Annotated in this window: 24 protein-coding genes; 10 read left to right on the top strand and 14 right to left on the bottom strand. The window is 53.3% G+C overall.

Annotation, left to right across the window (positions count from 1 at the left end):
- Position 1 precedes the first annotated feature (1 nt).
- From OES20_05575 to OES20_05565, 3 genes are all read right to left on the bottom strand, one after another.
- Positions 2-781 carry a class I SAM-dependent methyltransferase gene (locus OES20_05575; GenBank protein ID MDH3634158.1) on the bottom strand — a complete coding sequence of 260 codons (780 nt, stop codon included), beginning with the start codon at positions 779-781 and terminating at the stop codon, positions 2-4.
- A gap of 38 nt (positions 782-819) precedes the next feature.
- On the bottom strand, positions 820-1,224 hold the full coding sequence (locus OES20_05570; GenBank protein ID MDH3634157.1) for a hypothetical protein: 405 nt from the start codon (positions 1,222-1,224) through the stop codon (positions 820-822).
- Between the two features lie 92 nt (positions 1,225-1,316).
- A complete protein-coding gene (locus OES20_05565) occupies positions 1,317-1,685 on the bottom strand; it encodes a cupin domain-containing protein (protein ID MDH3634156.1) in 369 nt (122 codons plus the stop codon).
- 124 nt (positions 1,686-1,809) lie between these two features.
- On the opposite strand from OES20_05565, the gene OES20_05560 reads away from it, so the two are divergent.
- Entirely contained in the window at positions 1,810-2,979 is a 1,170-nt protein-coding gene (locus OES20_05560) for an aromatic ring-hydroxylating dioxygenase subunit alpha (GenBank protein MDH3634155.1), read from the top strand.
- Positions 2,980-3,036: 57 nt separating this feature from the next.
- Here the strand turns inward: OES20_05560 and OES20_05555 are convergent, their stop codons facing one another.
- The 8 genes from OES20_05555 to OES20_05520 form a co-directional block, all read right to left on the bottom strand.
- Positions 3,037-3,234: a hypothetical protein gene (locus tag OES20_05555; GenBank protein ID MDH3634154.1), complete on the bottom strand. Its 198-nt coding sequence runs from the start codon at positions 3,232-3,234 to the stop codon at positions 3,037-3,039.
- A gap of 39 nt (positions 3,235-3,273) precedes the next feature.
- Positions 3,274-4,629 carry an amidase gene (locus tag OES20_05550; protein MDH3634153.1) on the bottom strand — a complete coding sequence of 452 codons (1,356 nt, stop codon included), beginning with the start codon at positions 4,627-4,629 and terminating at the stop codon, positions 3,274-3,276.
- 21 nt (positions 4,630-4,650) lie between these two features.
- Complete coding sequence (locus tag OES20_05545) at positions 4,651-6,003, bottom strand: TRAP transporter large permease subunit (protein MDH3634152.1); 1,353 nt, start codon at positions 6,001-6,003, stop codon at positions 4,651-4,653.
- A complete protein-coding gene (locus tag OES20_05540; protein ID MDH3634151.1) occupies positions 5,996-6,589 on the bottom strand; it encodes a TRAP transporter small permease subunit in 594 nt (197 codons plus the stop codon). The genes OES20_05545 and OES20_05540 overlap by 8 nt, the downstream gene beginning before the upstream one ends.
- A 97-nt stretch (positions 6,590-6,686) precedes the next feature.
- A complete protein-coding gene (locus OES20_05535; protein MDH3634150.1) occupies positions 6,687-7,805 on the bottom strand; it encodes a TRAP transporter substrate-binding protein in 1,119 nt (372 codons plus the stop codon).
- Positions 7,806-8,121: 316 nt separating this feature from the next.
- Entirely contained in the window at positions 8,122-9,090 is a 969-nt protein-coding gene (locus OES20_05530; GenBank protein ID MDH3634149.1) for a D-glycerate dehydrogenase, read from the bottom strand.
- A gap of 28 nt (positions 9,091-9,118) precedes the next feature.
- Positions 9,119-10,453, bottom strand: a complete 1,335-nt coding sequence (locus OES20_05525) for a DUF3999 domain-containing protein (protein ID MDH3634148.1) — start codon at positions 10,451-10,453, stop codon at positions 9,119-9,121.
- Positions 10,446-13,166: a DUF2339 domain-containing protein gene (locus OES20_05520; GenBank protein MDH3634147.1), complete on the bottom strand. Its 2,721-nt coding sequence runs from the start codon at positions 13,164-13,166 to the stop codon at positions 10,446-10,448. Before OES20_05520 ends, OES20_05525 begins: the two co-directional genes overlap by 8 nt.
- A 292-nt stretch (positions 13,167-13,458) precedes the next feature.
- Here OES20_05520 and OES20_05515 point away from each other — a divergent pair, with 292 nt between their 5' ends.
- The 4 genes from OES20_05515 (at position 13,459) to OES20_05500 (ending at position 16,756) form a co-directional block, all read left to right on the top strand.
- A complete protein-coding gene (locus tag OES20_05515; protein ID MDH3634146.1) occupies positions 13,459-13,722 on the top strand; it encodes a hypothetical protein in 264 nt (87 codons plus the stop codon).
- Positions 13,723-13,891: 169 nt separating this feature from the next.
- Positions 13,892-15,226 (top strand): aromatic ring-hydroxylating dioxygenase subunit alpha, encoded by a 1,335-nt coding sequence (locus OES20_05510; protein MDH3634145.1) that lies wholly within the window; start codon positions 13,892-13,894, stop codon positions 15,224-15,226.
- Entirely contained in the window at positions 15,223-16,239 is a 1,017-nt protein-coding gene (locus tag OES20_05505; GenBank protein ID MDH3634144.1) for a D-2-hydroxyacid dehydrogenase, read from the top strand. Before OES20_05510 ends, OES20_05505 begins: the two co-directional genes overlap by 4 nt.
- Position 16,240: 1 nt before the next feature.
- Entirely contained in the window at positions 16,241-16,756 is a 516-nt protein-coding gene (locus OES20_05500) for a cysteine dioxygenase family protein (protein ID MDH3634143.1), read from the top strand.
- Here the strand turns inward: OES20_05500 and OES20_05495 are convergent.
- On the bottom strand, positions 16,753-17,682 hold the full coding sequence (locus tag OES20_05495; protein ID MDH3634142.1) for a DMT family transporter: 930 nt from the start codon (positions 17,680-17,682) through the stop codon (positions 16,753-16,755). The genes OES20_05500 and OES20_05495 overlap by 4 nt on opposite strands.
- A gap of 37 nt (positions 17,683-17,719) precedes the next feature.
- Here OES20_05495 and OES20_05490 point away from each other — a divergent pair, with 37 nt between their 5' ends.
- Positions 17,720-17,965 carry a hypothetical protein gene (locus tag OES20_05490; protein MDH3634141.1) on the top strand — a complete coding sequence of 82 codons (246 nt, stop codon included), beginning with the start codon at positions 17,720-17,722 and terminating at the stop codon, positions 17,963-17,965.
- A gap of 255 nt (positions 17,966-18,220) precedes the next feature.
- A complete protein-coding gene (locus OES20_05485) occupies positions 18,221-19,552 on the top strand; it encodes an alginate export family protein (GenBank protein ID MDH3634140.1) in 1,332 nt (443 codons plus the stop codon).
- A 3-nt stretch (positions 19,553-19,555) separates the two neighbouring features.
- Here the strand turns inward: OES20_05485 and OES20_05480 are convergent, their stop codons facing one another.
- Both OES20_05480 and OES20_05475 read right to left on the bottom strand, forming a co-directional pair.
- Complete coding sequence (locus tag OES20_05480) at positions 19,556-20,998, bottom strand: ATP-binding protein (protein ID MDH3634139.1); 1,443 nt, start codon at positions 20,996-20,998, stop codon at positions 19,556-19,558.
- A gap of 5 nt (positions 20,999-21,003) precedes the next feature.
- Positions 21,004-21,669, bottom strand: a complete 666-nt coding sequence (locus OES20_05475) for a response regulator transcription factor (GenBank protein MDH3634138.1) — start codon at positions 21,667-21,669, stop codon at positions 21,004-21,006.
- A 207-nt stretch (positions 21,670-21,876) separates the two neighbouring features.
- On the opposite strand from OES20_05475, the gene OES20_05470 reads away from it, so the two are divergent.
- The 3 genes from OES20_05470 to OES20_05460 all read left to right on the top strand — a co-directional run bounded on the left by OES20_05470 (position 21,877) and on the right by OES20_05460 (position 24,455).
- The gene (locus tag OES20_05470; protein MDH3634137.1) at positions 21,877-22,782 is read left to right on the top strand and encodes a DMT family transporter; all 906 of its coding nucleotides are present in this window, start codon (positions 21,877-21,879) and stop codon (positions 22,780-22,782) included.
- Positions 22,775-23,605 (top strand): amidohydrolase family protein, encoded by an 831-nt coding sequence (locus OES20_05465; GenBank protein MDH3634136.1) that lies wholly within the window; start codon positions 22,775-22,777, stop codon positions 23,603-23,605. The genes OES20_05470 and OES20_05465 overlap by 8 nt, the downstream gene beginning before the upstream one ends.
- 106 nt (positions 23,606-23,711) lie before the next feature.
- A complete protein-coding gene (locus OES20_05460; protein ID MDH3634135.1) occupies positions 23,712-24,455 on the top strand; it encodes a glutathione peroxidase in 744 nt (247 codons plus the stop codon).
- The last annotated feature ends 49 nt before the right edge of the window (positions 24,456-24,504 follow it).

Genomic DNA, 24,504 nt, shown 5'->3' with positions numbered 1-24,504 from the left:
CTCATGACTTACAATCCTCGGTGGAATCGACCGCGCCGAGGTAGAGTTGCGTATCGTACTCGAAATCAACGACACCGTCGGCTGCGTACTGGTCAAACAGTGCGACCAGCTCGGTCACCAGCGGAATATATTGCGGTGAATCTTCAGCGGGACAGTAGGAAGCCGATTTCAACCGGCCCATCAGCCCGGCAAAATCAAGTCGTTGGTTACTATCGAAATGCAGTAATTCCATATTGGCGTCGGCAAAATAATAGGCAATATCATCCTCACTCAGGTTCATGTGATTAACCTTACCGTACTCGGGTGCGTACTCGTTGAGAATGCCGAGGTATGCCTGCTGAAACGGCTGGCTGATTTTTCGTTTATTCCAGATGAGCGCAAGCTTACCGCCGGGTTTGAGAATACGCTCGAGCTCTGCCTTCGTCGCCTCGTTGTTAAACCAGTGAAATGCCTGTGCAGCGGTTACCAGGTCAATCGAATTATCCGCGAGGCCGGTATGTTCGGCCGGCGCATCGATGCTGATAAACTTTGGATATTCTGAAAGCAGGGCTTCGGCTGCACGGCGCATGTTGGCATTGGGTTCGACCGCATTGACCCGGAGACCCTGGTCGAGTAATTGGCGGGTAAAAATGCCGGTACCGGAACCAACATCGGCAACAACCGCATCTGCGTCGAGCCCGGTTTTCTCAAGCAGGGTCGAGACGAGTGCCGGGGGATATCCGGGTCGGAACTTGATGTAAGCTTCGACGCGATCCGAAAATCTTCGGGTTGAGTCAATCATTGTCAGAACCTGTCATTGCAAAGAAGCATGGCTGGTAATTAATTACGCTCAAATTGAACCAGCATTTGCCGGGCTAACTGTTCCATGCGTTCGAGCCCCACGTCGGCCTTGTGCAGAAACTCCTTGTCGAATCGATCAGGATCAGCCCAGTATCTGCCCTTGATATCACAACGCTTGGCGAGTCTGGACAATCCCAGGTCATCCAGCCTGAATCCGAGTTCGGTCCACATTTCCGACAGTTTTGCCTCCTGCGAATGATCTTGCCTGGCCGTATCGTCCAGGCGCCGTACATAGGCTTGCGTATGCCTGGCAGCAATCACGACGGCGCGTAATGCTTCGATGGACTGTCGTTGGCGTTCATTGCTGGCGCGGTTAAGGTTGGTGAGCCACTGCTTGAGATGCTTGATCAACTCCCACAAGCTGATATCGGTGAGCACGGCCATATCAGATCCGGATGTCGTTAAGTTTCATCAGAATTCCATCTATTACACAACCGGTACCATCATTTCCCTCAATTACCTGTTTAGCGGTCAATTTACTGCTCGAGGCCGACATAATTGTCTTGCCGAAAGGGCGGAGCGCAAACCGCGTAGAATACAAGATCGCCATGACCGGTATTGGTAATTCGTTGCCGCATGTCTGGCGGGATGCGCACCACGTCCCCCTGGAGCACTTCAATGGGTTCCAGGTCGCCTATTTCAACCAACCCTTGTCCGGAAACGATTATATAGCGTTCCGATATGTTATCTAGCTTGTGCCAGGCCGTGGTCACACCCGGTTCGACCCGGGCGCGTGCAATGGAAACCAATTCGTCCCCCGGATCATTGGCTACCTCTGCAATATGGCAGTGTTCGTCCGTTTCGAACTCGATAGCCTGATCAGCTTTCTTTACTTCCGGCTGCATATGCACCTCCATCGATCCTTTGGCACAGCATACTGATTGACCCTGCTGTTAGGCAATACATAGCATTTGCGCCACGTTGATTTTATCGAGATACTCGCGCGGTCGAATAATCGAGTGGATCTTGATGACGGTAGAGCCGAACCTGGTTTCCCGGGAAGCATTGCTGAAGCAACTGTCTGCAGTATTGCCCGACGAAAATCATTCGCTCGGAATTCCGCCTGCCTGTTACGCCGATGCAGGACTACTGGCGCTGGAACAGGATGCTGTTTTTCATCATGGCTGGATTGGCCTGGGGCGCGCCGATCGCTGGCCTAATGCGGGCGATTACTCGGCCATGGATATTGGCGGTGTCCCGCTCATTGTGCTGCGTAACCAGTCGGGCGCTTTGAAAGCGTTTGCCAATTCATGCCGGCATCGTGGCAGCCAGATGCTGAATGGTGACGGCAACTGTAAGAAAATAAAGTGCCCGTTCCACTGGTGGACCTATGACCTCGACGGGCGGCTCAAGGTCTATCCTCGTATGGAAACCGCGGTCGATTTCGATCCCGGCGAATTCGGTCTGGTCGAATTTACGGTAGCGGTCGAACAGGGATTTGCTTTTATCAGCTTCGAGGATCACCCCGCTTCGATTGTTGAATGGCTGGGAAATTTTGGCGAATTTCATCAGTCCTGGGGGGTTGGTCACTGGAAGATGACGCGGATACGGGAATTCGAGGTGCAGTGTAACTGGAAAACCTTTATCGAGGTGTTTAACGAGTACTACCACCTGCCGATGGTGCATCCCGATTCGATTAACTGGCTTTACCCGGAGCCGGACTCGGTTGATACCGTAAAAGGTCAGTACACGACCCAGTTTGGCACTACCGAAGGGGCGGCTGCGTTAATGGAAGATTCGCAGCAGTACGCATTACCAAACGCTCGTGGGCTGAAGGGTCGAGAAGCCAAAGGCACGCGCTATACCTGGATTTATCCCAATTTAACTTTTGCATTGTCACAGGACTCGATGTGGATTTACCAGGCGTTTCCGGTTTCAGCCGATTGCTGCCGGGTCATTCAAACCATCTGCTTTCCCGCCGAGTCAGTGGCGCTCGACGATTTCAGCGAGCGCGCCGTGCATTATTACCAACGCATCGACGCCGCGCTTGATGAGGACCTGCCGTTTCTAGAACAACAGCAGGTTGGCTTGAATTCGAAGTTTGCACGCCAGGGCAGGTTTAGCGCGCTCGAGCCCAGTGTCGGCAAGTTCGCCTACTGGTATGCACAACAGTTGTTAAAGTGTTTCAATCCGAGCTAGGGTTTGCCCGGGCAACGTGTCGGCGGGAAGACGACCTCGATTCGGACTACTTAAGACTTACCGCGGTGGATTAGATTTCGTCTGGCGTTCTTCCTTGAGGCCTTCCTTTGCGGATTGGAAGTAATCGGTTACCAGCATCAGACAGACCGAGACCACGATAACCGCAAACGGGATCGTGCCAATCGATTCGGCCAGGCCGAGCGTAAAAGCGAGGAACATGGCGACGCCGATTGCTCCGGTAATGATGTTGTCCATGTCGTTTTCTCTCTGTAAGTCGCAGCAGTATAGGGAAAATTAGTTGTTCAGTACATCCAGCAACCAGCGCGTGCTGCGAAACAGACGTGCGTCGTCGTCTTTCGCGCCAACCACCTGGACACCGATCGGCAAACCTTCAGGGCTTTGCAGTAAAGGAACATTAATTGCGGGTGTGCCGCAGAATGTCCAGATCGTATTCATCACCGGGCTGCCGGTGGCATCAAGGCCGGCCGGGGCCGGGCCCGGAGTGGCGGGTGTCAGGATGGCGTCGTATTCGTCGAAAATCTCGTCGAGAAAAGCATCGTAATCCTGCATTTTGGCAAGCGTATTGTCGTAGTCGCCCGCGCTAACCTGTTGCCCACGCTCGATCATTTCGCGCAGTACCTTGCTCAATTCCGCTTTGCCACGTTCATATTCATCGGCAAAATTGCGCGCCAGGTCAGCTTCCATCACCTTGCGATGATCCTCGTGTAATTCGGCGAAAGGGGTGGGCAGGTCGAGAATGTCGATCGTCTTTTCCTGGCGTTCATTAACCGCGTCGATCATTTCGCGCAAGCCATCCTTGGTTACCTGCTCGACCTGTTCCCATACCGGGCTGCGTACGAATGCGAAGTGCTGATCTGCCGGGACCTGCTGGTCCAGGACCTTGCCGATGCGGGGCGGGGCGATCGGGGCCATCGCGGGATCCTGTCCATCGAAGCGCATCAATACATCGGCGATTAATGCCAGGTCTTCGAGGCTGCGCGCAAACACGCCAACCGTATCCAGTGGCGGCGATTGCGTCAGCACGCCGTGGCGCGAAATGCGCCCAAAACTGGGCTTGAAACCATAAACGCCGCAGTAGGAAGCCGGTCGGATGACCGATCCGTTGGTCTGGGTGCCGACAGAGAGTGCGATCATGGCCGCTGAAACCGCCGCCGCGGAGCCGCTCGATGAGCCACCCGGGGTATGATCGGGATTGTGTGGATTACGGGTTTTACCGGGCGAGTAAACGGCCATTTCGGTCGATACGGTTTTACCGAGTATGATGGCACCGGCCTCTTTCAGCAGCGACACCAGGGTCGCGTCCTGCGTTGGTTGGCGTCCTCGATGCAGTACCGTGCCACGCTCGGTGGGGTAGTCGGCGGTATCGATAATGTCCTTGATTCCGATTGGCAGCCCGTGAAGTGGTCCCAGTTCCAGTCCGAGACGACGAAACTCGTCGGCCTCGCGTGCCCGCGTCATCGCCTTGTCTCGGTCGAGGTGCGCCCAGGCCCCGATCGAATCTTCGAGTTCGTCGATGCGCGCCAGGCACGCTGCCACCAACTCCTGTGAACTTAGCAGCCCGCTTTCAATCGCTGCGCGCGCATCGCTGGCGCTGAGCAGGTTTGCCACGGTCGGGTCGAATTTATCCATACCGAGAGCCTGGTTCGCCGACTATCCCGGTCCAAACAGGTAGACCGGCAGCCACAGCGCGATTCCGGGGAAATTATACAGCAGTATCATCGAGAAAATGATGATCACGAGGTACGGCATAATGCCGCGGAATATATCCAGCAACTGAATATGTGGCGGTGCCACGCCTTTCAGATAATAGGCTGCCATCGCCATCGGTGGCGTCAGGAAAGAGGTTTGCAGGTTGAGCGCCACGAGAATACCGAAAAACAACGGTTCAACATTGAAGGTTTCCAGCATCGGCAGGAAGATCGGCACGAAAATAATGATAATTTCGGTCCACTCCAGAGGCCACCCGAGCAGAAAGATAATAGATTGCGCGAGTATCAGGAATCCAACCGTTCCCAGATCCAGGGAGAGTACCCATTCGTTGATCAACTCGTGACCACCGAGGTAGGAGAACACCGAGGCGAAGGTCCATGAACCCACGAATAGCCAGCACACCATAGCCGAGGTTTTCGCGGTCAAGTAAACCGCCTGCTTTAAGCGTTCCCAGCTGAGCGCGCGATAGCAAACCGCCAGGAAGAGTCCACCGAATGCACCCACACCCGCAGCCTCTGCCGGTGTAGCCAAACCCATCAAAATGGCGCCGAGCACACTCATGATCAACAGCGCCAGGGGAACAAACGAGGTGATTAGTTCCCAGGCAATCCTGCCGAAGGACGGAACCTCCTCCTCTTTCGGCTTTGGCGCCAGGCCCGGGTTTAAGGTAGCTCTCCCAACCACGTAGACCATGTACAGTCCGGCCAGCAGCAGGCCGGGAAACATGGCCGCGGCATAGAGGCGTAGCGGCGATATTTCCGCGATCGCCGAGTAGACGATCAGCATGATCGACGGCGGTATCAGGATACCGAGGCAGCCCCCGGCACAAATGACACCGGCGGCGAAACTCTCGTCGTAGTTTGCCTTCAACATTGCCGGAAACGCGAGCATACCCATCAGTGTAACGACCGCGCCGATGATACCTGAAGCGGTTGCGAATATGGCGCAGGTAAACAGCGCCGCAACCGCCATGGATCCAGGTAAGTGACGCGCGGCCAGCTGAATACTGAAAAACAGGCGATTGACTATGTTGGCCCGTTCGACCACGTAGCCCATGAATAAGAAGAGTGGGACGGCCACCAGTACGTCGTTGGACATGACCGAAAAGGTATTCTGTACGAATAAATCGAAGATCCGGTTGTCGAAAATGGTCTGCATGCGCTCGGCATCGTAGTAAGCGTAGTAGCCAAAGCCGAGGCCCATTGCGATCAGCGTGAAAGCGATCGGAAAACCCAGCATTACCATGAAGATGAACAGGCCGAGCATAAAAACCGCGACAACTGGATCAGACATGCCCTTCTTCCTCCAGTTTGCGCAAATCTTCCTGTTCATTCATCAGCATGGTTTCGGTTTCCTGCACATCGTGCAAGCGTGGCGGCCAGGCCCCGGTTTTGATGCAGATGACGCAGCGCACGGCCTCGGCAATACCCTGCAGTAACACCAGCGTGCCGGAAACGGGTATCAGGGTTTTGAAGAAATAGATTTGAATCCGCGATGGACTGCTCCAGCTGACCTCCTTGTAAAACCACGAATCGGCAGCAAAACCGTAACCGTAGTAAATCAAAGCCAGGGCACCGGGCATCAGGAACAGGATGTAAAGCACCAGGTCGATCTTGGCCTGTGTTTTTATTTTCAACAGTCGATAGACGACGTCACCGCGCACGTGCGCGTCCTGCGACAGCGCGTAGGCGCCGGCCATCATGAATAGCGCTCCGTACATTTGTACACTCATATCGAAAGCCCAAACAGTTGGTGCATTGAGGACGTAGCGCATGAACACTTCGTAGCAGGTGGAGAAGGTCAGGATCACGATGCACCACGCGAAAGCCTTCCCGGTCCACGTGCTGAGGCTATCGATGAAGTGAAGAATGCGAGTCATCATTGCATGCCACCAAAGTGTCAATTGATCAAGATTGATACAGAAAAAGCGAGGGCGGTACTAAAAATACCGCCCTGCTGACTAGCTCTACTGACTGTTACAGCTTGCCAAAGTAATGCTCGTAGGCACCCCGGTAGTTAGGCGAATTATTCAATGCGTAGGCTCCGTGCCGCTTCGCCCAGGCCATTTGCGAGTCGATGACCTTCTTGAAGAACGGATCGGACTTATTGAATTTCTTGACGATAATATCCCAGGCTTTGAGCTGGTCATCCATAACCGCATCAGGAGTCTTGTAAACGTTGACACCGTGCTTCTCTTTCAGCACTACCAGGTCCTGCGAGTAACGTTCCATCGCTTTCCAGGCCATATCCGCTGATGCCGCCTCGGAAGCGTATTCCAGAATCGCCTGGTGTTCCTTGGCGAGCTTCTTGAAACGTGTCTGGTTGAAGATTATTTCAAAACATTCCTGCGACTGGTGGAAACTACCCAGGTGATAATGCTTGGAAACATCCTGCATGCCGAAGTCCTTGTCGGAGGTCGGGTTGTTGAACTCGGCCGCATCGATCAGGCCACTCTTCATCGCCGGCTGAATTTCACCACCGGGCAGTTGCACTACCGACATGCCCATTTCCTGCAGCACGTCAGCCGCGAGGCCCACGGTACGATACTTAAGGCCTTTCATCTGGCTGCTCTTGGTGATGTGTTCCTTGAACCAGCCCAGTGGTTGCGCTGGCATTGGGCCGGAGAAGAAACCGACCAGGTCGAGTCTCAGCTTGTCATGCATTAGTTCATAATACAGGTCTTTGCCGCCGCCGTGCTGAATCCAGCCCATCAGTTCGTTAGCTGACCAGCCGAAACAGGGGCCGGTGCCGAACAGTGAGGCAACCGGGCTTTTTGAATACCAGTATGCAGTTACCAGGTGCGCACCATCGAGCACGCCCTTGTGAACCGCGGTCTGCATTTCGGCGGTTTTGACAACCGCACCCACGCCGAGTAAGTCGATCTTTAGCGAACCACCCGACATTTCGTTGACCCGTTTAACGTAGTCCTGGGCGAACTCAAGAAAGATACCGCCGCCCCAGGCAGCCTGTACTTTCAGTACTGTGGGACTTTGCCCAACTGAAATATTGGGAAATGCAGCTGCCGCTGCTCCGCCTGCAATGGTTGCGGCGCCGGTGGTTAAAAATTTGCGACGAGATGTCGTTTTATCGGTCATAGCTGGTGTCCTCATTTTTTTAGAAATAATTGTAACTGGCGATTGTTATTATTGAGTCGATTACGCATAGGGTCATGTTCTGAAGAACAATATTTCGAATCACCAGTGCCTGTTATTGTTGCTATGCGAGTGACTGAAAAGGGATTAAAGCATATCTGTATATTGTATACCAGATTATCCTGTTCAGGATTGCTCTCCGCTGTCGTCTCGCAGGGCAGATCTATTGTGCGGTTAGAGTATATTGTTAGCAACGCTCGATTTACAGCGTTATTTACTCGGTGGATCACTGTTTTCTTCAAGCGTTGCTGAATAGCGACTAGGCCACGCGGTCGCCGGGCTCGTCGCCGTTAAATATTGCGATCAAGTTGTCGATTGCCCTGAAGCCCATTGCGTCGCGGGTTTCATGGGTGGCGCTGCCAATATGCGGCAGCAGGAATACGTTGTCGAGCTCCCGGTAGCCGGGGTGAATCGAATCGGGCTCGCCGTTGAAGACATCGAGCCCCGCGGCTGCAATCACACCCGACTGCAATGCTGCAACCAGGGCATCATCGTCTATAACCCCACCACGCGAGGTGTTCACAAGAATAGCGTCGCGATGCATTAATGCGATTCGTTCGCGGTTCATTAATCCACGGGTAGCCTCCGACGCCGGGCAGTGAATCGACAATACATCGATATTCGTCAACAGCGCTTCGACGCTATCATGGTAGATCGAATCATCAGCCTGGTCCGAGTCCAGCGGATTACGATTGTGATAGTGGATCGTCATGTCAAAACCGCGCCCGCGTCGGGCCACTACCTGGCCAACCCGACCCAGGCCCAGGATGCCAAGACGCTTACCGGTCACCTGGCGTCCCACCATGAAAGCCGGGCTCCAGTCTTTCCATTGTTGGGAGCGCACCAGGCGTTCACCCTCACTGGCGCGCCGCGCAGCGCCCAGCATCAGTAATATCGCGATTTCGGCGGTGGCATCTGAGAGCACATCGGGCGTATTAGTGACGATGATCTGTTTTTGCTTCGCGGCTTCGAGGTCGACGTGGTCGACACCGACCGAAAAGTTGGCGATCGCTTTTATCCGTGCGGGCAATCGCGCGATGGTTTCAGCGCTAAATTTTTCGGTATGACAGGGCAGAATGGCGTCCGCGTTTTCAGCCACCTGCAGTAATTCTTCGGTGCCAAAAAGCCTGTCTTCGGGATTCAGGATAGTGGTAAAGCTTTGCGCCAGTTTTTGCTCGACTGCATCGGGTAATTTGCGCGTTACCAGAACGACTGGTTTATCCCGCATACTGATTTCCTCGCGGCGACGTGGTTGACTAGGCGTAGATCATTTCATGATAAAGTTTGAGCGCCATGCGTCCGGTAACAATAGCGGCCAGGATCAGCAGTGTCCAGAGTAGCCATTTTTTCCACGGCAGAGCGGGCTGCGGCGCCAGGCGTGAGGATCCACCGGATTCCTGAATGGCGTCAATGGTCACCAGCGTGCTCTGATGCTGTGCCTGTTTCAGGCTGCCCTTGAGGATTCCAGTCAAATCGGTGGTTGGGCCCTTGATTTCATGGTTTCCCCAGGCAAGCGTATAGGGTCCATTGTCATCACCGAGGAATATCACTTCGTATTTGGGGTAAATCAGCTCAACCCGGGGTGCTTCGATTAGATCTGCCTGGGTGGTAAACCAGATACTTTTATAGCCGCGGCTAGGCAGACCGATCGGTTTGCTGGGCTTGACGTCGTCAGCGCGAAGATTGTGCTGACGGTAGCCGCTTCGGATAGGTTGCCTGGACTCGTTCTTACCCCAGATCCCATAAAGATCACCCTTGATAACCCGGTTGGCATCGGTTGGCGCAATTCGCATCGCCTGCGCCCGGACAACCGAGGGAAATTCGAAGGTGTAAAATCGGCCCGTGTCTTCCTCGGTCACACCAGGCTCTATTGGATAAGTCAACGCTGGTGCTTCCTCGATTTCCCGGTAATGCCCGCGTACGCTTTGCAGCTCGAAGCTGGTGACCTCGTTTACCGGGGTCAGACGCAGGTACTTTTTATTACGGGGGATGCCCTTGATGCTGCGCCAGTCGAGGTCTTTGGATTCCTGGTTGGTCAGGCTCTTGCGGGACTTGATAACGCGCAGTTTATCGAGTTCGTTGCCGGCCTCGACCCTGACTTCGAGCAGCTGGCCGGCGGGCTCGTGGTTCCAGGTCAATTCGATGCGATCGAACCTGGGAATCTCGCCGTCGACCGATAGTTCAATCAGGTAATCCTTGCGCACCGACTGCACCGCGACCGTTTCCGTAGTCTCGAGTTCAGACAATGAATTTTCCTGCTGGTTTTGCTGACGCGTGGTGACCGTTTTTGAATTCTGCTGCAGGTAGCGGTCGAATTCATGAAATGGAAGTTCGGGCCTGTGTTCGATAACGGTTTTAGGCCTGTGTGTAAGCGCGTGCGGTATCGGTTCGTCGCGGAAATTAAAAACAGCCAGGTCGGCTAAATCGGAACGCGTCACTGCGAGAATGACATCAATCGGTAACTCGACTCGTTGTAATGTCTGTTCGGATTCGCCAAGTCGTGCCTTGTAGGCATAGTCCTCAGGAATGGCCTGCGACTGCGCCGACCCAATCCACAGCAGTATGATCAACGGGTAAAGTAATTTACGCATGCGAAGACTCTTTGTATTCCCGGTCAGGCTCCGAAGTTCTATGTGGAATCGGAGAAAAGTATCCCGTTGCCACCAGCAGGCTGCCGACCACGAGAAATGACACGATACGTTCGACCGTGCCGCTGGCGCCAAAGTCGACGAAAAACATTTTTATCAACACGGCACCGACTAACCCGGCACCGACAATCCACAAGGGTCGCAACTGGCGACGTGACGCAAATAGCATAGCGCCCATACCGATCAGGGTCCACAGGATTGAAATCGCGGACTGCACCCGGGTATCAACCGACATCGCCGACAGATCGAAGCGAATATCGAGATAGTGATGCATGCTGCGGATCAATACCGCAGTCAGCCAGATGAAACACAAACCAGCGAGGATGATTACAATGTGATCGCGCTGCAGTTTCATCGGAGGCTTGACCAGCTTCAAACTGCCCAAAACCAGCACGAAGAAAACAATGTGCGTGAGATCGACCGGATTAATAAACGGAACATAGGGCAGTGGTGCTGGATCGCCGCTATTAGTCAGGTTGATGATGAGGTTCCACAGCAGCAGCAAACCTGACAGTGTGCCTATCATGCTCAGCTGCAGGGTCACACCCAGGCGTTTGATCGCGGGAAATATTTCAGTTTGCGCAACGCGCATAGCGATTAACGGCACCACCGCAAACACGGCGTAGTATCCCTGGCCAGGGACATCTAATCTGTTTTCAAACAACCAGACCAGTTCCACTGACAGAATCAGCGACGTAAATACAATGAGACCGGTATGTGCAGCAATGTTCACCCACGAAGGCCAGGCCACGGTTTCGAGTTTTTCAATGATCCAGTAGTTCGTCGCCAGTACCGCAATCCAGAAATAAAGGTCCGGCGTGGTCAGGATGCGTCCGTTGTCAAACAGGGAATAGAGTGCGATCAGGAGTAACACGGGCAGCAACAACGCAGCATTGATTGCAGCCGGCCTCCAGTTCCACTCCCGCAGGCGGTCAAGGTAGACCAGTAACGCCGCGGTTGCGCCAAACAATAGCAGCCAGGCGCTGACCTCATGGTGAGCATATTCGTCGATCTGAACCAGCGCGCTGATCAGCCACCAGGCCATCGCCCAGATGTAAAACGGAATGTGCAACAGACGCAGCTTAAAACCGGGTGCTTGAAGGTAGAGCATACGCGCGGATATAAATGCACCGAGCGCGATGAAAATACCTCCGAGAAAAGCCGGATTGAACCAGGCCATGTTGCCGACGTCGTCAATGTTGCGCAGAAAAAACAAGATACCGGACCCGACCTGCAGTGCGATGGCGAAACATTGCGCATAAAATCGGTTCTGGCGAATCGATACCCATAAAATACCCGCGGCTTCCAGCGCCCAGGCTGCACTGCTCCAGTGTCCGTCGAGTGCGTAAGGGATTGCGAGGGTTGCGAAAACAACGCCGATCGCGAGCATCGCTTCGGCCAGCATGCGAAAGTCCTCACCAACGTGTCGCCACGCGTAACGCGCCAGCAGAATATAGTAAAAGCCCATGCCTGCCGACGCCCCGGCGATACCGTAGTCGTATTCGCGCAGCATTACCATCATCAGCCCGGACACGATTACCGGTGTTCCGAAAACGAGCGTGCCGTCGACCAGTCCGGTCATGTGCTCGGGCTGGCGCAGCGCGTAGAGCACGCCGATCAGGCTGTACATCAGGAAAAACAGCAGCAGGAACGCGCTGGTCGGCAGCAAGTGTTCGGTGCGGTAGTCGAATGCCACCCACAGGACAAACACCCCGAAGGTGAAAATAAAGCCCAGCAGGTTAAGGGAACGCCAGGCACGAAACCACGCGACTGCGAACACCGCCGCATTCAGAACGCTGTAATAACTGAACAGGCCGATGTAGTTTCCACTACCGGTCGACGCCAGGAATGGTGCCAGGAAACCACCCAGCACGGCGTAAATTGCAAGCGCCTTCGAGTCCTGCAGGATTGCCAGCGCAACCGCGAAAGCCGAAAAGAAGACCAGTAACGCGAAGGTGAGCGCCGGCGGCAGCAGGTCGGCAAGTCGAAATGCGGCAAATATCGTGATATAAATGACGCCGATGCCACCACCCTGCAGTAACAGGGCGTAAATGGTTTTGCTTAGGCGCAGGCGCCAACCAAGCAACAGCAACACCAGCCCGCCGAAGGCGGCGCCCATGAAGCGAAACTCGAGTGGAATGCGCGAATTCTCGGCCGCGTACTTGAGCAAAAAGGCGACACCGAAAAATAACACCAGGATGCCGATGCGTACGAAAATGTTGCCGTCGGTGAAATAGGAAGCCACCGCGTTACCGATGCGCCGCAAAAAGTCTTCGAATTGATCGACCGGATTCCTGGCACGTGTACCCGTATCGTGCGCCGGGCTGGCAGCAGCGGGTGCCATGGCTGCGGCTGCTGCAGGTAGGGGTTCTTGCGGAACTTCGATTTCCGGTGGGACCTGGGTCGTTTCAGGCTCGAGCCGTTCTTCGATTTCGACTTTTTCGTCTGCGGCCGGTTCGTCGACTGTTTCGCTATGGGCTTCGGGGCCTTGTGCGGTTTGTATCTGCAGGTCTGCAACCTGATGACGCAAGGCGTCTATCTGCTGCTGTAAGCGGTTTGTCTTGCTGCGTGTGATCCATAACAGCACGATTACCGCGACCGGCAGTCCGACCCACAACAGCACGACTGAAGGGATAATTAATGAGAAGAAGTCCATATAAGTTTCTGATTATAGTAGGTTTACACAACTATACAGCCAGGGATTCGGGCACTAACTCAGTATTGACGAAAGCAAGTCACTGATCATTAAAAGCCCACAAAGATAAACCGCATAAATCGTTACAAGCATAGCTGTCGAAGGCCCTATGGCAATACCTTTCATTGAATGTATTGAAATTCAATACCAAAGGTACCGTATTAAGAGCTATCGGGCTTTTCTATCAATGAAGCCATATCGCAGGTAAGATACCGTTTCGCAATATCGCTGCACGCAAGCCCGGGTTGTAAATGTGCAAAAATCCTACGCCAAGTGGTTTGACTTCCTTTATGGCCCCTTTTTCAAGGTCATTGGATTTTTTTACCGTACCTACACCGCCAATCGCGCCCGTGTTGCAGCGCTCAAGGCCAATCAGAAAGTCGCAGCCTTCCTTAAGATTCTAGTGGTCCTGGTTATGATCGGATGGATCCTGACATGGTTTTTTGCCTCGGAGGAGAGTCGCCAGCGGCTGACCGACGAAGTCAAACAAAGCATTGGAATAGTCGACGGGAACTAGGTCCGGTAAATATACTCGCCACAAACACGCGTAGTCGCGAGCACCGCATTTTCGACAAATCTATTTTCTTTGCCCACGGTCCACGGTGCGCGGTAGATCCAAACTGTAGTTGCGCCATGCTTAAGCATGGGGTAAGTTTTTTCGCCTCGGCACGAGGAAATGCAAAACATTGTCTGACAAGCTTGACTACCGGGGTTACACCGAGATTCAGCATGGTAAAAGCGACGAAATCCTGGTCAGGACATCGAAGGGTAGTGCTTGTGGCGAATACTTGCGCCGCTACTGGCAACCGGTTGCGTTAACCCGCGAAGTCGAGGAGGTTCCGCGCCTGATTAAACTACTCGGCGAGGAACTGGTTTTATTCCGCGATAAGACCGGGCGCTACGGCCTGGTTCACAGGCAATGTCCGCATCGACGGGCATCGATGGAGTTCGGGATCTGTGAGGACGAAGGCATCCGGTGTTGTTACCACGGCTGGTTGTTCGATATCGATGGCAGCATTATCGAGATACCCGGGCAACCGGAAAAAATATCCGACCTGGTCAAGCAGCAGACACGGCTCGGTGCCTACCCGGTCAGGGAATACCGGGGGCTGGTGTTTGCCTACCTGGGACCGATCGAGCGCATGCCGGAGTTTCCGCTTTACGATACCTTCGAAATCGAAGGCCAGACCCTGGTACCTTATCGTGCCGACTACCGCTGCAACTGGCTGCAAGTACTGGATGCGATTCTCGATCCGATCCACACCAGTTTTCTGCATTCCCGCATGAGTCGGCCGCAATTTTCTGAGGGCATGGGCGAACTTGGCGAACTATTGTTTTACGAGCGCGAAATGACCTTCCTCGGCGCCAATGTGCGCCGGGTCAACGATCATGTCTGGGTTCGGGTCAACGAGTTGATGCTGCCCAACTTCACGCAAGCGGGTGCGGCGTTTTCAGCCGACGGCACTCGGCCAATCTATTATGGTCGAACTGCTTTTTCACGCTGGGTGGTGCCGATCGATGATGAAAACAGCACCGCGTTTGCATGGGCGATCTTTGGCGATCGGGCCGATCCGGAGGAATACAATACGCCCGAAGGTCCGGAGCTGATTGAACAGGGAGAACGCATGGATCGCAGCTATGATCAGAGACAACGATTTCCCGGTGATGCCGAGGCTGTCGAGGGTATGGGCCGTATTGCCGACCAGAAAATGGAACACCTGGTGTCGAGTGACAAGGGCATTATCCAGTACCGCAAGAAACTGCGTAAGCTTTGTCGCGACCTGGAAAGCGGCATCGAACCTGGCCATGTCACTGATTTCTGGCCCAGTCCGGTGCCGACCTATGGTGGTGATACGGTGCTGAATATAGACGAGGACGCGAATGATGATAGCAGTCGCTTGAACGCGATCGGTGAGCAGGTCATGCGTTTCCAGTTTGATGCCGAGTCGTTGACTGGCGAAGCACGGGTTGAAAGCGTCATCGACGCACTCAAAACACTTGAATCCGGATACCGCGAATGACCATCAAGCTGCATATCAAGAACAATCATGCGGGTCCGGATACCTTTCCATCTACACCCGAAAGCGAACCGGTGTTTACGATCTCGATGGACAGGTATCAGCAGGTTGCCCAGCGCTACCCCGAGCTTGCGACGCAACTCGAGGTTTTTGTCGACTGGGATACCGACCACTGGGCCGATTCGATGCGTGACACCGAGATATTGCTGACCTGGGATTTGCCCACTGAGAATCTTGCCGAAGTCGCGCCACGGTTAAAATGGATTCACTGCATCGGTGCCGGGGTCGAGCACCTGTGCCCGATGGACTGGGTCCCCGAAGGTGTAACGATTACCAATAACAAGGGCGCGCATGCCGACAAGGCTGGTGAATACGCCCTGATGGCGGTTTTAATGCTGCACAATAAAATGCCGGCGATCCTGAGTAACCAGCGCACTGCGACCTGGAATTCCCTGTTTTCGACGCCGATCGAGGGCAAGACCGTAGGCCTGATCGGTGTTGGCAGTATCGGTGGTGGTGCTGCCCAGCAGCTCGACAAGATGCCAGTGCATATTATCGGTGTCAGTCGCCATGGCCAGCCTCATCCCCACGTGCATGAAATGGTTGCAATGGATCAGCTGGACGCGGTATTACCGCGGATGGACTATATATTCGTATCCCTGCCGTCCACGCCGGAGACCCGTGGCCTGTTTGATCGGCAACGCTTGCAATCACTAAAAGCGGGTGCCGGTATTGTCAACGTGGGTCGAGGTTCGACCTTCGATTACGAAGCACTCGCTAATTTACTGGCCAGTGGTGATTTATCGGGCGCTGTCATCGATGTTTTTGATGAAGAACCATTGCCGCATGATTCTCCTCTGTGGTCTGCGCCGAATTTTGTTGTCACGCCGCACGTATCGGCCGATGATGGCGACAATTACGTACCGATTACGCTGGAGTTGTTTTTCAAAAATTTGCAGCGCTACCTGGCAGGAGATGAACTGTTGAACGTGGTGCGCCCGGAACTGGGATATTGATATGCGCGATATCGAAGAATTGACTGGCTGGCTGCGTTCATTTGAGCAGCAGATTTCGCTGGATGAATTGACAGACCGCCTGCAAGACGATTCTATTTCGGCTGAACTGCTGGCGGATCATATTCATTTTTCAGACGAGCGCTACAGCCGTAACCTGCTGGCGTACGGGCCGCAATTTTATGCGCTGGTGCTGTGCTGGAAGCCGGGGCAGGCGAGTCCGATTCATGATCATAAGGGCGCCTCCTGCGGGGTGCGCGTGATCGAGGGTGTCGCGACGGAAACCAGTTTCGCCAGGGAGAACAGTCGATTGGTCGAGAAATCGGTGACGACGATGCGGGCCGGCGAAGTCTGTGGTTCGTTCGACGACGACATTCACGAAATTCGCAATAACGGTGACGGCAACCTCGTCACCCTGCACATCTATTCGCCTTACCTCGACAACATCAACCTATACGATCGTGAGACCGGTGAAATCACCGTGTTTTCCGATCCGATGGTAGCCAGTCTGAGCGCCTAGACCGGTTGGCTCGGGGTTTGCTCGGGGCGCGATTTATGCATTAACTCGAGGATGGCCCGCACCGCCACCGCGGTAATGACAACCGCACCACCGATCAGTGTCCAGCGCGTCGGAACCTCGTTGACAAACAGCCATACCCAGATCGGCCCGAGCGCGAATTCGAGCAGCATGATAAGCGTGACTTCGGCGGCGGCGAGATGACGCGACGCGAAGATGAACATCCAGTTGACGAAACCCGACAGGCAGCCGCCCCAGAATAGCGATAGCAAAATATCGTTTAGTGGAATATCCATGTCGCCACCGCTAACCGTCAATGAAATGATAATAATGAGTAGCGACGAGATCAGTAGCGTGGGCAACATTTCAATCTTGCGCCGGTATCGCACCACCACCGCGTAGCTGGCGAAACTGAGCGCCGTCACCAGGGCCATCAGGTTACCGAAGCCCGAACCGACACTGATGCCATTGAGTATCATCAGAACAAGCCCGCAGCCGGCAAACAGCATCGTCACCAGGGTTGCGTTGCGCAGTTTTTCGCCGAGAAATATGCGCGCCAGCAAAGCCGCAAAGAAGGGTATTGCACCGAGCACGAACAATGCGTTCGCAACCGTGGTGTGGGTCAACGCCTGGATGAAGCAAATTCCGGCAACCATAAGCAGGATTCCCGCGAGGAGGCCGAAGCGCCCAATCCCACGCAGGGTATGAATAATCCGGCCTTTGTTTTGAATGGCGATAATTAGCGCAATCGCGAGGAGCATGCCCAGGGACCGATAGACATTGATTTGCCAGGGGTCGGCTACTTCAATGTTACGCTGCACCAGGCCACCGAAGCTGATCGCGATCGAACCGATCACCATCAGCAACATCGCGTAGCCGTGCCGGCTATCGATCGAATGCGTGGCAGCTTCGGTTGATTCGTGTAACATCGGCGTAGCTTAAATGTTGCAGAGGGAATCGACAAATATGAATAAAGCCTTCTATATTGCCATTGGCCTGGTGATGTTATGCGGACCAGCGTCCGCGATTGGTAAAAAGGACGTCAAGGAAATTATCGAAGCCGCCTACCCTGGCGCGAAGATCACCGAAATCGAAAAGGAGACCTACAAAGGCAAAAAAATCTACGAGGTCGACTTCAAACATGAAGGCCAGAAACTCGAAGCCATCATTAGCCTTGACGGCGAAATCGTGAAGGTTGGGATAGACGACTAGGCATTACTTGCCGGTAAATGGGCAATAATGCCCGGTGCCCTGGTCCGCGAATCATTCGGCCAAAGGCAAGGCAGATAGCAGTTGCTAATAGACTTTTTCGTTTGTTATGCTTTTCGCAGGTTTTGTATTCTTCCTCCGCTATAATTTTATTGATTCTGGATTAATCCAGCAGCAAGCCGAAACCTGTCCACACGAGTCTCAAGCTTCAGGGACGATGCTAGCCCGCCAATCTGAAGAAAAACTGAGGATCGATCCATGCGAAAACTTATTTTAATCATTTTTACCAGTATCTGGGTTTGCTCTGTAGTGAGCGCCGAAGAAGGGTTTCCGCTCGAATACGAATTTCTGATCAGTGCTGAATTATCCGAACTGGATGACTTGACCCTTGGCGACGAGCCTACGGAAAAGCGGCTCGAAATCGAGGAGTATGAATTCGAGTTCGATCTCCTGTATCAAATCGATGATCATTGGTACGCATTTTTCGCCGGTAGTCTGAAAGATGAAGTCGAAACCATCGAACCTGCCGGTCTGGAAGAAGAGGATATTTCTGGATTCGAACGCAAGCAAATCGGAATCGGGGTGGAATTCGGGGATGAAATCGCTTCGGATTTCAGTATTGGTCGGGTTGAATTCCTCGGTATCGGTGAATGGTGGTTATGGTGGGATGAAGAGCTCGACGCCGTCAAGCTGGAATCCAGTTATGGTAATTTCGAAGCCTTGATCGGCCTGGCTGAAGAACAATCACGTGAAAACACCGACCAGGATTTTATCGACCCCGAGACCGATGGAATTCAACGTATTCTCGCAAGCCTGGGTTGGGAAATTGCCGATAATCAGTCATTGCATTTTTATTACCTGGACCAACAGGACGACTCCTCGTCATTCATCGACGGCGAAACCATCGATACGGATAAGGAAGATGAAGAGGATGCAGATCTGACCTGGACCGGAATCAGTTATCTGGGTGAGTTCGAAGACGACACGATGGGTGAGCTTGAAGTCGAGTTACATTACGCCAGGGTTAGCGGTGACGAAACCGTTTACGAATTCGAAGCGATGCCCGGCGGGACTTCCGATGTCGACGGTGATCCCTTGAAAAGTCGAGTCAGGGGATCCGCGCGCGGCTTTCTGATCAACTGGTCACCCGCACAGGCGGATGACTGGTCTTTTATCCTCGGCCGGGCAGAGGGCGAGCGTGAATACAGACAAAATGGACTGCAAGGTGACTCCGAAGTGTTCGGCGAATTGTTCCAGCCGGAACTCGGCAACCTGGTTGTCGAAACCATCGGGGTCGAATATGAGATCAACGAGAATGTTGAGATCGGGTTACTGGCTTTCGAGTACGCGCAAGACCGCGTCATCGACGAGCTAAGAGATGCCGCTATCGACTTTGAGCTTAACGGCACCAGCAAGGATATCGGCGAGGAAATCGACCTGGTACTCACGGTGGAAGCTTTCGACGGTATGGAGCTGCGGCTAGTCGTGGCAGAATTTAAGGCGGGCAAAGCGTATAATATTGAGCCCGGCCGTAATTACGATGGCGAAACCAGTCAATTCTGGAAGATCGAGCTCGAGTACGAATTCTAAGGCTTACTTTTGTAGCGCGGGGTGTAATCCCGAAATCGTAACCATAAAGGTGTGCTGGTTGTCGAGTCGCAGGCTAACCTCCAGTTTCATGATTTTGGCGAGCGCTTCGACCAGGGTGAGCCCCAGTCCCGAATGACCGTTTTCTCCCTGTATTTTATGCTTGCGCCAGAAGCGATCTTTCATATGCACGATATCCTCGGGTTTTAAATCGGTTGAAGCATTCTTAACCTCGAGAACGATATTGTTGTTGCGGATTTCTGCCGCAATTTCAATTTCGGCATTGTCCGGGCTATAACTGACCGCGTTGCCAAACAGGTTACTCAGTATCATGCCGAGTTTATCGCGGTCGGTATTGATAACCAGGTCTTCGGGCATATGTTTGACCAGTGACCTGTTGCCGGCGCCGCCATTGACTGTGTGTTGCCATATTTCATCGCAGTAACGCGACAGCTCGATATCTTCAGGATCAACCCGCAACAGACCCGCCTCGGAGCGAGCCAGCTCGAGCAAAGTCGTAACCACTTTTTCCATTTGCCCGGAAATTTCGCCGACATCGTTAAAAAATGAAGTCACCTGCTCCGGATCGTCCGGCACCATTTTGGCAACTTCGGCCAGGGTCTTCAGCTCGGCCAGCGGGGTCCGCAATTCATGTGCGGCGTTAGACGAAAACCGTTTTTCGCGCTCGAACGCCGACTGCAAACGTTCAAGCAGGTGATTCAGCTGATTTTCGATCGGTGCAATTTCGGTACTTTGATCGCCTTCGTGGATAAGCCTGGTGTCGAGTTTCGATTCATCGATCTCGCTGACCTGTTTTGCCAGGTTCGACAGCGGTGACAAGCCACTGCCGACCAGTCGCCAGACCAGCAGTCCCACGATCATAAGCACGATCAATATTACTCCGAAGATCGTGCTGCCGATGACAAAGAGCGTATCGTCCAGTGACTCGCGCTCGCGCGCAAATACCATCGTGACCGGTTTTGCCGGGGGGATTTCAGCCCCGTAATCCTCATCATCCGGGTCATCCTCGATCTCGACGCGCGGCATGAAATTAATCTCGATCAAGCGGCCAGCACGGCCATCGGGTAATGGCAAATCCGCAAACTGATGTTGACCGAGCACGGTTGACAGGCGGGGCAGATCGGCTTCCTCCAGTGATGGCGATTTAATCAGCAAATCAATTCCCTGTTCCCATAGCTGGTAGTACTCCAGGTTTTCGCCTTGCTGAAATTCCAGCATCACGCCTTCCTCGGCAAAATCGAACTCGAGTCCCTCCTCGTCAAGTTCGGTCAACGAAATTAGCGAGTGGGCCTTGTTAAGCACGGCACCATCAAAAACCGCTTCGACGTGGCTTGCAACGCGCAGGTAGAGAAACGCTGCGGTTACAGACAACACCACGATCATGCTGGCCATGATGGTAAAATTGAGCTTGTTGCGAATCGAATACATGAACGCTACTTGATCAGGTATCCAAAACCGCGGCGGGTTTGAACCAGTTTAGGAGCACCCGCGATTCTTAGACGCTTACGCAATGCGCTGACGTGTGCTTCAACGGCATTGCGGGTGACATAGCTGCTCGCATCGTAAAGTTGATCGATCAGCTGGTCATGCGAAAACACCCGTCCTCTGCGACGAGCCAGGAATTCAAGCAATTGGTATTCATGCGGGGTTAGCGCGATTTCTTTGTCGTCGAACAGCACCTGCCGTGTCACCGAATCAACCTTGACGCCGTCGATTTCGATCACCGGATTCTTGACACCTGAACGATGCCGATTCAACGCACGCAGGCGCGACACCAGCTCGTCGAATGCGAATGGCTTCACCAGGTAATCGTCCGCACCAAGATCGAGACCGCGCACGCGGTCTTCGGTCTGGTCGTTGGCCGACAGGATCAACACATGACAGTCTTTACCGTCACTGCGCAGCTTGGTGAGTACGGTTAAACCATCGATTTTGGGCAACATCAGGTCGAGGATGATGGAGTCGTATTGATTGACCGCGATATAGGATAACGCCTGTTCACCATCGAAGGCCTGGTCCACGGCGAAGCCATGCTTTTTAAGTCCCGTGGAGAGCGAGCGCTGCAAACGTTCCGAGTCTTCTACCAGTAATAATTTCATGATCGTTTTATAACTCCGTCTAAGTATACTCCTCCCCGTCATACCAAAGTAATCTGCCGAGGGCAGCATTTCCCTAATAATAGCTAGCCTAGAAAAACAAACTGAAATTAAGCTGAAGATTACCATTGCTTCTGGAAACTGTGACGGGTATCAAACGAATTCGAACTACGTTAGGCTTGCTCGCTGCGCCGCTATGACCCCGTCTCCATGCTCTCGACGATAGAACTACGCCCGATTATCTACCTGGTGTTCCTCGGCAGCAGTTGGGGCTTGTACTTTTCCATGCTGAAGGTCGCGGCGCTGTCCGGAATCTCCTATATCGGGATTATTACCCTGACAACCCTGGGTGTCGGCGCCGGGATGATCACGATTGCACTGCTGCGTCGCCGCAAACCCGAGTTTAGCGCCAGGCATCACCTCTTCTACCTGGTTTGCGCGTTAACCGGTTACCTGTTGCCGATGATTGCCGAGCTATTGGTGATTGCCCACATGCCTGCCAGTGTTTTAACCCTGATCGTCAGTATCTCGCCGTTGGCTACGTTGTTAATTGCCTGGATAATGAAAACCGACACTATCAATATGCCAAGGGTGGTCGGTGTTCTGGTTGGGGCGGTTGCAATTTTTGCGATCCTGTTGCCGGATACCCACATCAACGAAGCCGTTGCCTGGTACTGGTTGTTGCTGGCCACGACGGTGCCGATCAGTTATGCAATTCACCACAATTTTACTGCGCGCTGCTGGCCTTCGGGTTCTGATTCCTACCAGGTAGCCTGTGGTGAAGCGATATACGCGAGCGTGCTAATGGTCGCTTTTTCAATGTTTCATTGGCAGTGGCAGGACGTGCAATCCTGGAACCAGGGGCATAGCGCAATTCTGTTCATGGCGACGATTGCGCTGATCGATATTTATATCTATTTTGAACTGATTCGGCTCAAAGGGCCGATTTATACATCGCACGCGAATTACTTCATGGTGATCAGTGGTGTGATGTGGGGAATGCTGATCTTCGCAGAGCGCCCGAGCCCGCTAATGTGGATCAGCGCGTTGCTGCTGGTTACCTCGCTTTACCTGATCGGGGAACGTAAAACAAGGGAGGAGAATGGGCGTGCTTGAAAAGCCTTGTTTGAAATTCTTTAACGCCATAATACTGTTGGCATTAAGTCTGCCGACCGGAGCCGAAGAAATACCGCTGGTCGATGCGCACATTCATTACAGCCACGATGCCTGGGATGTGCTATCACCGGAAAGGGCCATTGAAATTATGAAAACAGCGGGCTTGAAAAAAGCGCTGGTGTCCAGTTCCAGCGATGAAGGAACACAAAAATTATACCGCCTTGCCCCCGAACTGGTTGTGCCGGTGTTACGACCCTATCGTAAGCGCGGTGAGCTCTCGAGCTGGATGCATGACGAATCGGTAAAATCGATGTTGTCCGACAGGCTGGCAACTTATTTTTATGCCGGGATCGGCGAGTTTCACGCCAACGGCGAGCAAATCGATTTGCCTGTGTTGCAGCACGTGATCGCGCTGGCAAAGCAGTACAATTTATTCCTGCATGCGCATGTCGATGTAGATGCAGTGCATCGGATCTTTAAATCCAATCCGGATGCGCTGGTGCTGTGGGCGCATGCAGGATTCGAATCGCCCGAGGTGATCGCTAACACGCTGCAACAGTATCCCAACCTGTGGGCCGATCTGTCGTTTCGAGAAGAATTCGCATTTCGGGGAACAGTCGAAGACGAGTGGCGTGAGATGTTTAAGCAGTTTCCAACCCGTTTTTTACTCGGTACCGATACCTACACACCGGAGCGCTGGTTTTACGTGGGTGAATATGCGGACTGGTCGCGCGGCTGGCTGCAAGACCTGCCGCGAGAAATCGCCGAAAACATAGCATTTCGCAATGCCGAAGTGTTGCTATCTCGTAGCGCAACTAAATGATAGATATAATATATTAAAATAATAAAATCAATTAAATATACAAATCAATAGTATCTCCGCATACTCGTACCTGTTCTGATTCAACAGTCACACAGGAGCTAAAGTTATGTTACAGAATTTCGAAGGTCAAAAAGTCCCGCAGGTGATCTTCAAGACCCGCCAGGGACATGAATGGGTCGATATCAGTAGCGATGAATTGTTCAACAACAGGACCGTGGTCGTGTTCGCATTGCCGGGCGCGTTTACCCCGACCTGTTCCTCGTCGCACGTGCCGCGTTACAACCAGTTAACGCCGGCGCTGAAGCAGCAGGGTGTCGATGACGTCGTCTGTATTTCGGTCAATGACGCTTTTGTCATGAACCGGTGGCAGCAGGAACAACATGCCGACCGAATCACCTTTATCCCGGATGGTAACGGCGATTTCACTCGCGGTATGGGTATGTTGGTCGCTAAGGATGATCTTGGATTCGGTGAGCGCTCCTGGCGTTACTCGATGCTGGTCAGGAACGGTATCATCGAAAAGATGTTCATCGAGCCGGACCTGCCGGGTGATCCGTTCGAGGTTTCCGATGCCGAAACCATGCTGCACTACATTGCCCCGCAAGCAGAGCTGCCGCTCGACGTGACCGTTTTCAGTCGCGAGGGCTGTCCTTTCTGCGCCAAGGCCAAGGAATTGTTGCGTGACAGCGGGATCGAGTTCGACGAACTGGTGCTCAACCGGGATTTTACCGAATCTACGATTCGTGCGGTGTCTGGACGTTCGATGGTACCGCAAGTGTTTATCAATGGAGAGCGGATAGGTGGTTCAGAAGCGTTGGAAACCTATCTTGCTAACGCCAAAGCAGCTTAGACTTTATATTTACGCTGAAAACATTACCCTGTTACCGATTTCGGTTACA

The sequence above is a fragment of the Gammaproteobacteria bacterium genome (assembly GCA_029862005.1).
Taxonomy (GTDB): domain Bacteria; phylum Pseudomonadota; class Gammaproteobacteria.
Note: the sequence above shows the minus strand (reverse complement) of the source record. Positions and strands in the feature narration are given on the sequence as shown.